The 13,404-nt window shown below is 40.1% G+C and carries 13 protein-coding genes and 1 riboswitch; of the genes, 3 read left to right on the forward strand and 10 right to left on the reverse strand.

Going from position 1 to position 13,404, the window contains the following annotated elements; all coding sequences use genetic code 11:
* Positions 1-85: 85 nt before the first annotated feature.
* Positions 86-173: riboswitch (TPP riboswitch) on the reverse strand.
* 97 nt (positions 174-270) lie between these two features.
* Positions 271-1,284 carry a UDP-N-acetylmuramate dehydrogenase gene (gene murB / locus BM266_RS01860; RefSeq protein WP_093405124.1) on the reverse strand — a complete coding sequence of 338 codons (1,014 nt, stop codon included), beginning with the start codon at positions 1,282-1,284 and terminating at the stop codon, positions 271-273.
* 6 nt (positions 1,285-1,290) lie between these two features.
* Positions 1,291-2,481, reverse strand: a complete 1,191-nt coding sequence (locus BM266_RS01865; RefSeq protein ID WP_093405126.1) for a pyridoxal phosphate-dependent aminotransferase — start codon at positions 2,479-2,481, stop codon at positions 1,291-1,293.
* A gap of 99 nt (positions 2,482-2,580) precedes the next feature.
* Here BM266_RS01865 and BM266_RS01870 point away from each other — a divergent pair, with 99 nt between their 5' ends.
* Positions 2,581-3,915, forward strand: a complete 1,335-nt coding sequence (locus BM266_RS01870) for an aspartyl protease family protein (protein WP_093405129.1) — start codon at positions 2,581-2,583, stop codon at positions 3,913-3,915.
* 49 nt (positions 3,916-3,964) lie between these two features.
* Here BM266_RS01870 and BM266_RS01875 read toward each other — a convergent pair whose 3' ends face one another.
* On the reverse strand, positions 3,965-4,351 hold the full coding sequence (locus BM266_RS01875; RefSeq protein WP_093405131.1) for a DUF1573 domain-containing protein: 387 nt from the start codon (positions 4,349-4,351) through the stop codon (positions 3,965-3,967).
* A gap of 208 nt (positions 4,352-4,559) precedes the next feature.
* Here BM266_RS01875 and BM266_RS01880 point away from each other — a divergent pair, with 208 nt between their 5' ends.
* Entirely contained in the window at positions 4,560-7,190 is a 2,631-nt protein-coding gene (locus BM266_RS01880) for a valine--tRNA ligase (RefSeq protein WP_093405133.1), read from the forward strand.
* Positions 7,191-7,221: 31 nt separating this feature from the next.
* Here BM266_RS01880 and BM266_RS01885 read toward each other — a convergent pair whose 3' ends face one another.
* The 6 genes from BM266_RS01885 to rsfS all read right to left on the reverse strand — a co-directional run bounded on the left by BM266_RS01885 (position 7,222) and on the right by rsfS (position 12,130).
* Positions 7,222-7,497 (reverse strand): acyl-CoA-binding protein, encoded by a 276-nt coding sequence (locus BM266_RS01885; RefSeq protein WP_093405136.1) that lies wholly within the window; start codon positions 7,495-7,497, stop codon positions 7,222-7,224.
* Positions 7,498-7,499: 2 nt separating this feature from the next.
* A complete protein-coding gene (locus BM266_RS01890; RefSeq protein ID WP_093405138.1) occupies positions 7,500-8,159 on the reverse strand; it encodes a phosphatidylserine decarboxylase family protein in 660 nt (219 codons plus the stop codon).
* The gene (locus BM266_RS01895) at positions 8,149-8,952 is read right to left on the reverse strand and encodes a phosphatidate cytidylyltransferase (protein ID WP_093405141.1); all 804 of its coding nucleotides are present in this window, start codon (positions 8,950-8,952) and stop codon (positions 8,149-8,151) included. The genes BM266_RS01890 and BM266_RS01895 overlap by 11 nt, the downstream gene beginning before the upstream one ends.
* A gap of 3 nt (positions 8,953-8,955) precedes the next feature.
* A complete protein-coding gene (locus tag BM266_RS01900; RefSeq protein ID WP_093405142.1) occupies positions 8,956-9,567 on the reverse strand; it encodes an LUD domain-containing protein in 612 nt (203 codons plus the stop codon).
* Positions 9,568-9,664: 97 nt separating this feature from the next.
* Entirely contained in the window at positions 9,665-11,737 is a 2,073-nt protein-coding gene (gene ftsH, locus BM266_RS01905) for an ATP-dependent zinc metalloprotease FtsH (RefSeq protein ID WP_093405144.1), read from the reverse strand.
* A 21-nt stretch (positions 11,738-11,758) separates the two neighbouring features.
* On the reverse strand, positions 11,759-12,130 hold the full coding sequence (gene rsfS, locus BM266_RS01910; protein ID WP_093405147.1) for a ribosome silencing factor: 372 nt from the start codon (positions 12,128-12,130) through the stop codon (positions 11,759-11,761).
* 94 nt (positions 12,131-12,224) lie between these two features.
* Here rsfS and BM266_RS01915 point away from each other — a divergent pair, with 94 nt between their 5' ends.
* The gene (locus BM266_RS01915) at positions 12,225-12,956 is read left to right on the forward strand and encodes a biotin--[acetyl-CoA-carboxylase] ligase (protein ID WP_093405148.1); all 732 of its coding nucleotides are present in this window, start codon (positions 12,225-12,227) and stop codon (positions 12,954-12,956) included.
* Positions 12,957-13,011: 55 nt separating this feature from the next.
* On the opposite strand, the gene BM266_RS01920 is transcribed toward BM266_RS01915, so the two are convergent.
* Complete coding sequence (locus tag BM266_RS01920; protein ID WP_093405151.1) at positions 13,012-13,404, reverse strand: orotate phosphoribosyltransferase; 393 nt, start codon at positions 13,402-13,404, stop codon at positions 13,012-13,014.

Genomic DNA, 13,404 nt, shown 5'->3' on the forward strand with positions numbered 1-13,404 from the left:
TTTATGACTTATTTCAATCAATGTGAGCAAAAAAAAGCTTCATTTCCTGTAAAGGAAATGAAGCTCCTCTAATAAGGCATTCAGCCTCGCTAGATTCAATATTCCCTACACTGGGATTATCCAGATCAGGTTATGCGGGTATAATCTCAGCCTAAGCACCCCGATATTGATATAATAAAGATAGGAAATAAAAAGAGGGAGTTTGATAAGAAACTCTTAAAAAAAAACTATTTAAGTAGTAGGAGCTGTTAAATATTTTCTTACAATAATTTAGAATATATTCACTTCAGCTTCCAACTTTATTCCAAATTCTGAATATATCTGGTTCTTGATTTCATAGGAAAGGTCAAGCAACTCCTCGCCTGTAGCTTCGCCGTAGTTTACCAGAACCAGTGCCTGGTTTTGATGCACTCCTGCATCGCCTCTACGGTAACCTTTTAAACCTGCCTTATCTATAAGCCATCCGGCGGGCACTTTCACCAGGTTTTCATCGATGGGATAAGAAGGGATACCAGGGAATTTTTCCTGAAGCTTTAAATATTCTTCTCTTCGGATTACTGGATTCTTAAAAAAACTTCCGCTGTTACCAAGTACTCGCGGATCTGGTAATTTAGACTGCCGAATGGCGATTACAGCATTGGAAATATCTTTAATACCCGGTTTTGTTATTTTTTCTCTAATCAACCAGTCGTTTATAGCCCCATATCCGGTGTGCAATTTGTGCTGGGTTTTGCTTAACCTAAACCTTACCGAGGTAATGATATATTCGCCTTTTAATCTTTGTTTAAAGACGGAATTTCTATATCCGAATTCACAATCTTCAGGCTTGAAGTTAATCTCTTCCAGCGTTTGTATTCGTATTGCGGTGCAGGATTCAAAAACATCTTTCAACTCTACTCCATAGGCACCAATATTCTGAATTGGGGCTGTTCCTACGTTTCCGGGAATAAGGGAAAGGTTTTCGAGTCCGCCGAAATCGTGGTCCAGTGTCCATAGTACAAATTGATGCCAGTTTTCCCCGGCATTGGCTTCAACCACAACCTCATTTTCGGTTTCAGAAATGATCTGTCTTCCGGTTAAACCAATATGTAGCACTGTTTTGTTGATATCCCGGGTGAGGAGCATATTGCTGCCACCACCCAGGATAAATATTTCTGTTGCATAGGTTTGCTGAAGTACCTTTCTTAATTCTTCAGAAGAAGAAACCGAAATAAACTTTTTGGCATTTACGTCAATACCAAATGTGTTATAATTCTTTAAAGAGATATTTTCAGAAACCTGCATATCAACTTATTTATTGTACTGCTTTAAGGCTACTTCCAATATTTCAATAGCTCGTATCAGGTTTTCTTTTTTCAACACATAGGCAATTCGAACCTGATTTAGCCCGGTATTGGGTGTGGAATAGAAGCCTGCAGCAGGGGCCACCATAATGGTTTCGTTATCCATTTCAAATTCTTCCAGCAACCATTGTGCAAAATCGTCGGCATTTTCCACCGGGAGTTCGGCGATGCAGTAAAATGCTCCTTTTGGTTTGGCCACCTTCACACCTTCAATTTTTTCGAGGCCTTCTATGAGGATATTTCTTCTGGTGGTATATTCTTCAATTACTTCATCAAAATATTCCTGCGGAGTATCCAAAGCAGCTTCACTCGCAATCTGGGCAAAGGTTGGAGGGCTAAGTCGGGCCTGGGCAAATTTCATGGCTGTTTTCATCACCTCCTGGTTTTTTGATACCAGACAACCAATCCTGGCGCCGCACATGCTATAACGCTTGGAAACCGAATCGACCATAATAGCGTTTTGAGCAAGTTTAGGTATACTCATTATGGAGTGATGTTTTACCCCATCGTAAGCGAACTCGCGGTAAACTTCGTCTGCTACGATAAAAAGATCATGTTTAAGGGCGATTTCTGCCAGTTGCTCGATCTCTTCTTTGGTATACAAATAACCGGTGGGATTCCCCGGATTACAGAGAATAATTGCTTTGGTTTTTTCGCTTATAAGCTCTTCAAATTTAGAAATAGGAGGTAAAGCAAAATTATTCTCTATGGAACTTTTTATGGGTACAATATTTACTCCTGAAGCAGTGGCAAAACCGTTGTAATTGGCATAAAATGGTTCGGGAATAATCACTTCGTCCCCCGGATCGGTAATGCTACCCATAGCGAACATCAAAGCTTCAGAACCTCCAGTAGTCACAATAATTTCATCTGCGTTTACCGGGATATCATTTTTCTTATAATATGCGGCCAGCTTAGTGCGGTAAGATTCAAAACCTGCCGAATGACTGTAAGACAGCACTTCAATATCATTGGTTTTTACTGCATCAAGCGCAGCCTGAGGAGTTTTTATGTCGGGCTGTCCAATGTTTAACTGATAGATATTACGGCCTTTTCTGGTAGCTGCTTCAGCATAAGGTACCAGCTTTCGTATAGGTGACTCGGGCATGTTTCTACCCTTATTGGAAATTTTAGGCATGATTTACGTTTTTAATGGTATGCAAAAATGCAAAATAATTGTCACAAAGTTGGTCGGCTTATGGTCATTATTTTGTGAATATTTCATAAATTAAGAAGAATGAAAAGGCTGATGTTTTTCTGGTTGTTAATGCTTTGGTTAACTGGCTTAACCATCCCTCTTACGGCTCAAAGCGAATATCGTGTAGAAAATCAAAAAGGCTATTTTAAGTTGCCTTTTCAATTGATTAATGACCTGGTGATTGTTCCTGTGACGGTCAATGGCGTTGAACTTTCCTTTTTGCTGGATACCGGAGTGAATGCCACTTTGATTTTTGCGATAGATGGAGAAATTCCTGACGTTAAAAATACTAGTAGAATTTTTCTTCGGGGTTTGGGGGCCGGAGAGCCGGTAATGGCGTTAAAAGCTATAAATAATAAGGTAACACTGGGCGATGCGGTTAGCGAAGCGGAAACTCTTTATATTGTTGAGGAAGAATTAATCGGACTTTCAAACCGGCTTGGCATTGAGTTAAACGGTATTCTGGGTTATGACTTCTTTCGGGATTTCATTGTAAATTTTAATTACCGCAGGAAATTTATTAAGGTTTATGCTCCTGAGATATATAATTATAAAAAGTGTAGACGCTGCGTGGACATCCCTTTAATATTTGATGAAAACAAACCTTATCTGGAAGCTAAAGTTGAGATGGAAGATCAAGAACATAATATGCTTTTTTTGCTGGATAGTGGATCAGGTGATGCCGTCTGGATTTTTACTGATGAAGAAAGAGGAATTACTGTTCCCCATCCTTCTTTTGAAGATTTCCTGGGCTACAGCATCAGCGGGAGTGTCTATGGTAAAAGAAGTAGAATAAGCTCTTTAAGTTTAGGAGACTTAAAACTAAAGGAGGTTACCGCAAGTTTTCCTGATAGCCTTTATGTAAAGGATGTTTCGCTTTATGATAATAGAAATGGCAGTATAGGTAGCCAGATAATGAAGCGTTTTCACTATACCCTGGACTATCCCGGAAAGAACCTTCGGCTTAAGCCAAATTTAGATTTCAGGAAGTCTTTTGAATATGATATGAGTGGAGTAGTGGTGCAGCATACAGGGCAAAGAATTGTGAGGCATTATGAGGCCCCTCCACCGTTTTTTGATGTTGAAGAGATTCAAAGTGATGGCGAGGAAGTTTCAGAAATTACTTACCAGCTTAAATTTTCTTTGGCGCCACAATACCAAATTGCTGAGATCAGGCCGGGCTCTCCGGTAGAAAAAGCCGGGCTGCAAATAGGAGATATAATCCTTGAAATTAACGGGAAACCTGCCCATAAATATTCTCTTGATAAGATATCAAGTTTATTTACCTCTCGGGATGGCAGGCTAATAAAACTGATTGTAGAAAGAGAGCTAAAGGAGATGAAATTCACGTTCATGCTTAAGCGAATTCTATAAAAAAACTCCTGCCGATGAGCAGGAGTTGTTAGTAAAAATCACAGGATGTTTACAATGTATCGTTGTCTATCACTTTCCCTTTAATCTTAAGAGCTTTGGTGGGAACATCAGAATTTGAATATACGGTAACAGTTTTTCTGATGGGGCCAACCCGTTTTGTATCGTATTTTACCTCGATCTCTCCGGTCTCTCCGGGCATAATAGCCTCTTCAGGTTTCTTTGGAATGGTACATCCACAACTGGAAGTCACATTTTCGATCACTAAAGGTGCATTTCCGGTGTTGGTGAATTCAAAGACACGCACCCCGTCGCTACCTTTCTTTATTTCTCCGTAATCAATAGTTTCTGTTTTAAATTCCATTTTTGCCGTATTCTGGGCGGTGGCTACACCGACTCCGGCTAAAACAAAAACAGCGATTGCAATTAACTTTTTCATATTTCATAATTTAGAAGTCTTTAAAAGCCTGAGCTTTCAAAGAACTTTGGTTGAACATAGCCTTAAATAAGGCATGATAATTTAGTTTTTCGGAATAGTAAATATAAGCTGAATTAGAGTTATTCACAAAATTATATTCAATTCAACTCCTTTTAAATTCCTTAACTAATAGTTACTTTTGCCATTATTTTCAAAAACCAGACCAATTATGGCGATAGCTTCCAAATATAACGCGAAACAAGTAGAGGAAAAATGGTACAAATACTGGATGGAAAACCGGTATTTCCATTCTGAAGTAGACGAGCGTGAGCCTTATACCATTGTAATTCCCCCTCCTAACGTAACCGGGGTTTTACACATGGGCCATATGCTGAATAATACCATCCAGGATGTTCTGGTAAGAAGAGCCAGACTAAAGGGATTCAACGCGTGCTGGGTTCCTGGAACTGATCATGCTTCCATCGCCACTGAAGCTAAAGTAGTTGCCAAACTAAAAGCTGAAGGGATTGATAAGAACAGCCTCACCCGTGAGGAATTTCTACAGCATGCCTGGGACTGGACTCATAAACACGGTGGCATCATTCTGGAGCAGCTTAAAAAGCTGGGTGCCTCCTGTGACTGGGACCGTACCAAGTTCACGATGGATGAAAAGATGTCGGCCTCGGTTATAAAAGTTTTTGTAGACCTTTATGAAAAAGGCCTCATTTACCGTGGATACCGAATGGTGAACTGGGATCCGGAAGCAAAGACCACCTTGTCTGATGAGGAAGTAATCTATCAGGAGAAACAGGGCAATCTTTATTACCTTAACTATAAGATTGTAGACAGTGACGAAATGGTGACTATTGCCACTACACGTCCCGAAACTATTCTTGGGGATACTGCTATTTGTATAAATCCCAATGACGAGCGATTTAAACATCTAAAAGGCAAAAAAGCCATAGTGCCGGTTTGTGATCGCGAAATCCCCATAATAGAAGATGAATATGTGGATATGGAATTCGGTACCGGCTGTTTAAAGGTTACTCCGGCGCACGACGAAAATGATAAAATGCTAGGCGATAAACATAATCTGGAAGTTATAGACATCTTTAATGATGATGCCAGCCTCAATGACTACGGTTTGCATTATAAAGGGAAGGATCGCTTTGTTGCCAGGAAAGAAATAATCCAGGAGCTTGAGGAACTTGGAGTTTTGGTTAAGACCGAAGAACACATCAATAAAGTGGGGACAAGTGAACGAACCGGTGCTGTGATAGAGCCAAAATTAAGCGATCAATGGTTCCTCAAAATGAAAGATATGGCACAACCTGCTTTAGAAGCAGTGGTTAATAAGGATATTAATCTTGTGCCTGATAAATTTCTGAACACCTATAAGCACTGGATGGAAAATGTACGGGACTGGAATATTTCAAGACAGCTGTGGTGGGGACACCAAATCCCGGCCTGGTATTATGGAAATGGAAAGGAAGATTTTGTCGTAGCAGAAACTGAAGCAGTAGCACTGGAAAAAGCTAAAAAACAATCTGGTGATGCCAGTCTACAAGCATCTGATCTTTCCCGGGATAAAGACGCCCTGGATACCTGGTTTTCTTCCTGGTTATGGCCAATGAGTGTTTTCAATGGAATTCTGGAGCCGGAAAACCCCGAAATAGAATATTACTACCCAACCAACGACCTTGTTACCGCCCCTGAAATTCTGTTTTTCTGGGTAGCACGTATGATTATGGCCGGATACGAATATCGCGGAGAAAAGCCATTTAAGAATGTCTACCTCACAGGAATTGTGCGTGATAAGCAACGCCGGAAAATGTCTAAATCCCTGGGGAATTCACCTGATCCGCTTGGGCTCATAGAGCAATATGGAGCCGATGGGGTAAGAGTAGGAATGCTCTTGAGCTCTCCCGCCGGGAACGATCTAATGTTTGAGGAAGAACTTTGTAAGCAGGGTAGTGCCTTCAGTAATAAAATATGGAATGCATTTCGATTGGTGAAGGGCTGGGAAGTTTCAGAAGAAAAAGAACAGGCCGAGACTTCAAGGATCGCGATCAACTGGTATACGGCTAAATTTAGAAAAAGCCTTGCCGAGATCGAAGATCATTTTTCAAAATATCGTATCAGTGATGCCTTAATGAGTACTTATAAACTGGTTTGGGACGATTACTGTTCCTGGTTTTTGGAAATGGTGAAACCCGCCTATGGTGAGCCGATAGATGGCACGACCTATAAAGCGGTGATCGCAATTTTGGAAGACAATCTTAAAATCCTTCATCCGTTTATGCCATTTGTTTCTGAAGAAATTTGGCAGGAAATCACCACCAGAATTCCTCAGGAAGCCTTGATCGTCGCTAAATGGCCGGAACTAAAAGATTTTGACCAGAATATCATCGAGGAATTTGCTATTGCTTCTGAAGTTATCGCAGGAATAAGAAAAATCAGGAAAGAGAAAAATATATCTTTTAAAAATACCATAGATTTTATGGTGTTGAATAACGAAAATACTTCCGAAGTATTCGATCCGGTTATTAGGAAAATGGGTAATATCGCCGAATTTCAGACTGTAGATAAACAGGTAGAAGGAGCGTTAAGCTTCCGGGTAAGATCTAACGAATATTATATCCCCATAACAGGTGCCGTTGATGTTGAGGCCGAGATTAATAAGATGGAGGAGGAGCTGGAATACACTCGCGGATTCCTGAAAACTGTAGACAAAAAACTTTCAAACGAGCGCTTTGTAAATAATGCTCCCGAAAAGGTAGTGGCCGTAGAAAAAGCCAAAAAGGCTGATGCCGAGGCCAGGATCAAAGCTCTGGAAGCTAGTTTAAAGAATTTGAAATAATTATTAGAGGATGAAATATTGGTGATCTAATCTATTCGGTTATTTCGCCAATATGTTCTTCTACAAGGGAGATATATTTTTCCTGTGCGTCTTTTTTGCTGAGATCTTTTACCTGTACCAAAGCATTTATCTTGAAAGCGCTTCTTAGGTCACCCTGTTCAGAATGGGGTAAATAGAATCCGTTTTTTTCGGTGGCTCTTTTATAATAAGCATAGAAACTAAGCATAATATCCGGAGGGAAACTAAGGTCGGTGGTACTGGCTAATTCGTAGGCCCTGTTGAATCTTTTTTGTGTTAAATCTGACATTTTTAATCCTCCTCAATTTTTGCGATCACGCTTAAACCGCCTTTCATTTTTTGATTTAATTTAACCGTTAATGGAGTATCAGCAGGTAAAAGCACATCTACTCTGGATCCAAATTTAATGAAACCGCTATCGCTTCCCTGGATAACCTCTGAGCCTTCTTCAGCATAATTAACTATGCGCTTGGCCAAAGCTCCTGCAATTTGCCTGTATAGCACTTCACCGGCAAGCTTGTTCTTCACCACAACCGTTGTTCGTTCGTTTTCCTCACTGGATTTTGGATGCCAGGCTACTAAAAATTTCCCGGGATGGTACTTGCTGTATATCACTGTTCCACTTACGGGGTGTCTGGTAACGTGAACGTTTAGAGGGGACATGAAAATAGAGACTTGTAGTCTTTTATCCTTGAAATATTCTTTTTCATAAACCTCTTCAATCGCAACTACTTTACCGTCTACGGGAGCAACGATGTGCGCATCGTTATGCTGGGTCCTTCTTTTTGGATTTCTGAAAAACTGAATGATCAGTAAGAACAAAAAAATAGAAACCAATAATACTGAAAATTTAATCCAGTACGTGTTTATTAAACTATAAGAAAGCACATTTATTGCAATAAGGATTATTGCAGCAAAGGCCATTATTTTATATCCTTCTTTATGAAACATAATTTAATAGGTATAAATATGCATATACAAATGGGCTGGCAAAGATAATACTATCCAGCCTGTCAAACAATCCGCCGTGGCCTGGCATTAATTTCCCACTGTCTTTTACGCCAGCCTGTCTTTTGAATTTTGACTGAATTAAATCTCCTAAGGTTCCGAAAACACTAAGTATTATAGCCATCCCGAGCCAGAGAGGAAAGCTGAGGAATTGAGTGTAATGAAAAATAAAAAAACTAGCCACCGCACTAAATACGAGGCCACCCAGGAAACCTTCAATGGTTTTTTTAGGGGAGATACGTTCAAAAAGCTTCTTTCTACCAAAATTTTTCCCTACAATATATGCAAAGGTGTCATTAGTCCATATCAGAACAAAGATTCCAACTATTAAATCGGGTCTGAAGAACCCGTGAATAGTAGGAAGTAGGGTTAAAAATATTACCGAAGAAATTAGATAGAATATAATAATTATATATTTCTTCTTTTCAAAAACCGGTATCTTCTGGACTACCATAAGGTCTTTTACAAGGAATAAATTCACGAAGATTGTGATGAATAAAAGTAGGATGGTTGCATCCTGATTGAATTTTAAATAGCTGAAAAGGTAAAATAATAGGGCCTGTATGGCATAAAGAGCATAGCTTCTAAGATGAAGAAGTTTTTGCATTTCAATAAGGCAAACAAGGCCTAAAAGATAGAAAAGACTGACGAATACGAGTTCATCATGAAGTATTGAAGCAACCAATATGGATATATACAATAATCCTGAAATTGTCCTGATAATTGCTTCCCTCATGTGTTATAGATCTTCCAGCAGGAGCAAATATAGGTTTTTCGTGCTACTTCCGTAACTCATGAAATCACCTTCTTTTTGTGTTTCGAAGTTTTTAATTGTGGTGATGTTAGAGGGGATGCTCTGCTTATTGCGGGATTTAATACCTCTAAGCCCCTCACCAATAGTGTCTACCAACTGGCTGGTAGAAGAAATAATCACAAAATTGGCTGGTAATTCATGGAGTTTGCACTCTTTTATCTGGTTTGAAGAAATTAAAATAGAACCATCATTGGCGATCAGAAATTCACTGGTAGAAAGGTAGAAGGCTGCTGTGCCCGATTTGGTGAACTCCAGATTGAAACCCTTAAACCTATCCTTAAGATTCGGGTCGAAACAACAACATTCTGATTCATACCAATCGTTCTCCAGCAAAATATTATCAAAAGCTTCCCTAATCTCTGATTCATCCTCGCAATAAAGAAACTTTCCACCATTATTTTTGAAGTTAAGCATAAACCGCTCATCGGTAGGGAGCTTTACTTCCGGCATGTATTTGCCCCGATCAGCATTTTCAGGGGATTCCTGTTTTTTGTCTGATTTAGATTTAGGGTTAAGGAATCTTCTAAATAGACTCATAAAGTTTGGGTGTGGTTCTAAAGCTCATTTTAACCAAAGGTAAAAAATCTTACTTTAACTTAACTTAAAATAAGATTTTTTAAACCTTGGTTATAAACTATTTATTAACCGAGTCGTTTTCTGAAATTTCAGATTCTGTCTCGTTTGATCCCTCCTCAGAAGATTTCTCGGCATTTTTCGACGATTCCTCAGCTTTGGCTCTCTTTTTAGCTTCTTTCTTATCCTGTTCAGCTCTAGCCATATCCTTATCTTTTTCAAAAGGCCGGGCTCCGAATATTTTCTCAAGGTCGTCCTTGAAAATAACTTCTTTGTCCAGTAGGATATCAGCAAGTTGAGTAAGCTTGTCTTTATTTTCTGTGAGAAGCGCTATAGCCCGTTTATATTGGGCTTCAATAAGATTTGAGATCTCCTTATCTATTAATTCTGAAGTTCTTTCACTGTATGGCTTGGTGAAGTTATATTCACTCTGTCCCGAGGAATCATAATAGGTAAGGTTACCTACCGCTTCGTTTAATCCGTAAATGGTTACCATGGCTTTAGCCTGCTTGGTTACTTTTTCAAGATCGCTTAATGCCCCGGTAGAAATTTTATCGAAGATTACCTTCTCGGCTGCACGGCCTCCAAGTGCGGCACACATCTCATCAAGCATCTGCTCAGGTCTTACAATAAGTCTTTCTTCCGGCAGGTACCAGGCAGCACCCAAGGATTGGCCACGGGGTACGATGGTTACTTTTACCAGGGGAGCAGCGTGTTCCAACATCCAACTAACTGTTGCATGCCCGGCTTCGTGAAAGGCGATGGCCTTTTTCTCATCTGGGGTAATGATCTTATTTTTCTTCTCGAGTCCGCCAACAATACGGTCTACGGCATCCAGGAAGTCCTGTTTTCCAACGGCTTTGTTGCCTTTTCGGGCTGCAATAAGGGCTGCCTCATTACATACGTTGGCAATATCTGCTCCACTAAATCCGGGTGTTTGCTTTGCAAGGAATTCTGTATCCAGTTCGTCTGCCACTTTTTTCAACGGCTTCAGGTGAACTTCAAATATCTCTTTTCTTTCGTTAAGGTCTGGTAGGTCTACATAAATCTGACGGTCAAAACGGCCTGCACGCATTAAAGCTTTATCCAGTACGTCGGCGCGGTTTGTGGCAGCTACTACAATCACGTTGGTATTGGTGCCAAAACCATCCATCTCGGTAAGTAACTGGTTAAGGGTGTTTTCACGCTCATCGTTAGACCCAGAAAAATTGCTTTTTCCTCTGGCACGACCAATGGCGTCAATCTCATCTATAAAAATAATAGATGGGGATTTTTCTTTAGCCTGTTTAAAAAGGTCTCTTACTCTCGAGGCACCAACTCCTACAAACATTTCCACGAAATCTGAACCGGAAAGTGAGAAGAAAGGCACCTTGGCTTCACCTGCAACGGCTTTTGCCAAAAGGGTTTTACCTGTACCCGGAGGGCCTACAAGTAGGGCACCCTTAGGGATTTTACCTCCCAGGGAAGTATATTTTTCAGGATGTTTTAGAAAATCTACGATTTCCTGAACTTCTTCCTTTGCGCCTTCAAGACCGGCAACATCTTTAAAAGAGGTTTTTACATCGGTATTCTGGTCAAAAAGCTTAGCCTTGGATTTCCCTATATTGAAGATCTGGCCTCCGGCACCGCCACCACCACCGCTGCTCATTCTTTTCATAATAAAGATCCAGATCCCGATTATAAGTACAAATGGCAGTAAGGTTATGAAGATCTCACCCCATACGTTGCTTTGCGTGTCGTAAGTGACCACAGTGTCCAGGTTTTCTTCTTTTTTAATTTCAGAGATACTGTTTTCAAAATTCTGAAGATCCCCGAATTCAAAGGTGTAAGCCGGAGTTTCGCCGGTAGCAAAGATCTCTGGGTCCTGTGATTTTTTATGAACTTCTTTTTGCTTGGCATCTTCGGTAAGAAAAACCTGGGCCTGGTTACGGTTTATGATGAGTACTTTTTCAACATCACCATTTCTAAGGTAGGTTTGAAATTCAGCAGGGTTTGTTTTGGCCGGTTCATTAAAACCGCCACCACTGAAGAAATTTATTCCTAAAAATACTAAGATTATTGCGGCATAGATCCAGTATGCGCTAAATTTTGGTTTCTTCGGATCGATATTTTTCTTGGGTTGTTCTTTCGCCATACCTGGTAGGTCTTATAAAATTTAGTAATTAGTCTCGATAGTGGTGATCTTTGCATCACCCCAGAGGCTTTCAATGTCGTAAAATTCCCTGATGTGTTTTTGGAAAACGTGCACTACTACATTCACATAATCCATTAAAACCCACTCGGCATTTTCGCTGCCTTCAATATGCCAGGGTTTGTCTTTAAGGGCTTTACTAACTGTTTTTTGGATAGAGTTGACTATGGCGTTTACCTGCGTGTTTGAAGTACCATTGCAGATGATAAAATAATCACAAACTGTATTTTCAATTTCTCTAAGGTCTAGAATCTCAATGTCATTTCCCTTTACCTCTTCTATCCCTTTTATTATATGTGCAATAAGTTGATCGCTGTTCGTTTCCTTTTTTACCATTAAAATTTTTTATTTTCGCAAAGTTATTACTTTTTAAGTTTTTTTAGAGCCTGTTAACACAAGATTTAACTCCTTTGCGACTTCTTATTTACCTATGCGTATAATCAAAGTTAATGCCATCAATTCTACCAACGATTTTGCCCGGGATCTCTACCGCGGAAAATCGGATTTTGAACCTTGCTGTGTGCTGGCTCATAATCAAACCAGTGGGCGTGGGCAGCGGGGCTCAGGATGGATGGCCACTCCGGGGCAGAATCTTACTTTTAGCATTCTTTATCCGAAGATAAAGGTCGAGGTGGACCGTCAGTTTTTACTTAGTGCAGTGGTCTCTTTGGCGGTGGTGAAGGCTCTGGAATTTTTTAATATTCCTAACCTGAAGGTAAAATGGCCAAACGACATAATGTCAGGGAATTTTAAAGTCGGTGGGATCCTTATCGAGAATATTCTGAAAAATAACCAAATGTCAGCCTCGGTTATTGGCGTCGGTCTTAATGTTAACCAGGTAGATTTCCCCGGTCTACCCCAGGCTGCTTCATTAAAAATGCTCACCGGGATTACCTACGAACTGGAGGAGGTGCTTGATGGAATCTTGACCTCAATCGAAAGGGACTTGCAATCGATTTCTTCCACAAATCAAAGTCGGGTGCTCGAGGAATACGCCGAAAGAATGTTCAGAAAAGATGTGGTTTCTACCTTTCAATACCCTGATAACTCTTACCTAACCGGAATTATTCGGGGAGTAACCACCGCGGGAAGACTCAATGTGGAGATTGAGAATTCGGTTTTTAAAACTTTCGACCTCAAGGAGCTTAAGCTGATGTATTAAAAAACAAAACCCTGGAAAATTCCAGGGTTGAATATTTTTCTGAAGTAGTTTAAGCTTAAAGTTTGGCTGCGTTTTCTGAAAGGGTATTTATAAATTTTTGAAGTGGCCCCTTCACCATCATCGCCATCATCGCATTGAACTTCCCATCAAACTCCATAAAAACCTCACTTTGCTGTTCGGCTGCGTCTTCGATATGAATATTTAGTGAGAAATTGAACTTATCTGAAGTAGATCCCAGAACCACTAATTCGGGTTCTTTGGTTTCTTTGATCTCCAGCTGAATTTCCGGCATACCTTTTAAACCGAATAAAAACCTGTCTTCAGCCTTCACTTCAAATTTTTCTGTGCTTTCTGGCATTAATTGCTCGTAATTTTTAACATTGGTTAAAAAATCAAACGTTTCCTGCTGATTCTTCCCGGTGGTAACTTTTTTGCTTTCTAAATGCAT

The sequence above is a fragment of the Salegentibacter flavus genome, from assembly GCF_900115145.1.
GTDB lineage: Bacteria > Bacteroidota > Bacteroidia > Flavobacteriales > Flavobacteriaceae > Salegentibacter > Salegentibacter flavus.

Coding starts and splice junctions, on each gene's coding strand:
- murB (WP_093405124.1), bottom strand. CDS start 1,284: ATGCAGGTTTCTGAAAATATCTCTTTAAAGAATTATAACACATTTGGT.
- BM266_RS01865 (WP_093405126.1), bottom strand. CDS start 2,481: ATGCCTAAAATTTCCAATAAGGGTAGAAACATGCCCGAGTCACCTATA.
- BM266_RS01870 (WP_093405129.1), top strand. CDS start 2,581: ATGAAAAGGCTGATGTTTTTCTGGTTGTTAATGCTTTGGTTAACTGGC.
- BM266_RS01875 (WP_093405131.1), bottom strand. CDS start 4,351: ATGAAAAAGTTAATTGCAATCGCTGTTTTTGTTTTAGCCGGAGTCGGT.
- BM266_RS01880 (WP_093405133.1), top strand. CDS start 4,560: ATGGCGATAGCTTCCAAATATAACGCGAAACAAGTAGAGGAAAAATGG.
- BM266_RS01885 (WP_093405136.1), bottom strand. CDS start 7,497: ATGTCAGATTTAACACAAAAAAGATTCAACAGGGCCTACGAATTAGCC.
- BM266_RS01890 (WP_093405138.1), bottom strand. CDS start 8,159: ATGTTTCATAAAGAAGGATATAAAATAATGGCCTTTGCTGCAATAATC.
- BM266_RS01895 (WP_093405141.1), bottom strand. CDS start 8,952: ATGAGGGAAGCAATTATCAGGACAATTTCAGGATTATTGTATATATCC.
- BM266_RS01900 (WP_093405142.1), bottom strand. CDS start 9,567: ATGAGTCTATTTAGAAGATTCCTTAACCCTAAATCTAAATCAGACAAA.
- ftsH (WP_093405144.1), bottom strand. CDS start 11,737: ATGGCGAAAGAACAACCCAAGAAAAATATCGATCCGAAGAAACCAAAA.
- rsfS (WP_093405147.1), bottom strand. CDS start 12,130: ATGGTAAAAAAGGAAACGAACAGCGATCAACTTATTGCACATATAATA.
- BM266_RS01915 (WP_093405148.1), top strand. CDS start 12,225: ATGCGTATAATCAAAGTTAATGCCATCAATTCTACCAACGATTTTGCC.
- BM266_RS01920 (WP_093405151.1), bottom strand. CDS start 13,404: ATGCATTTAGAAAGCAAAAAAGTTACCACCGGGAAGAATCAGCAGGAA.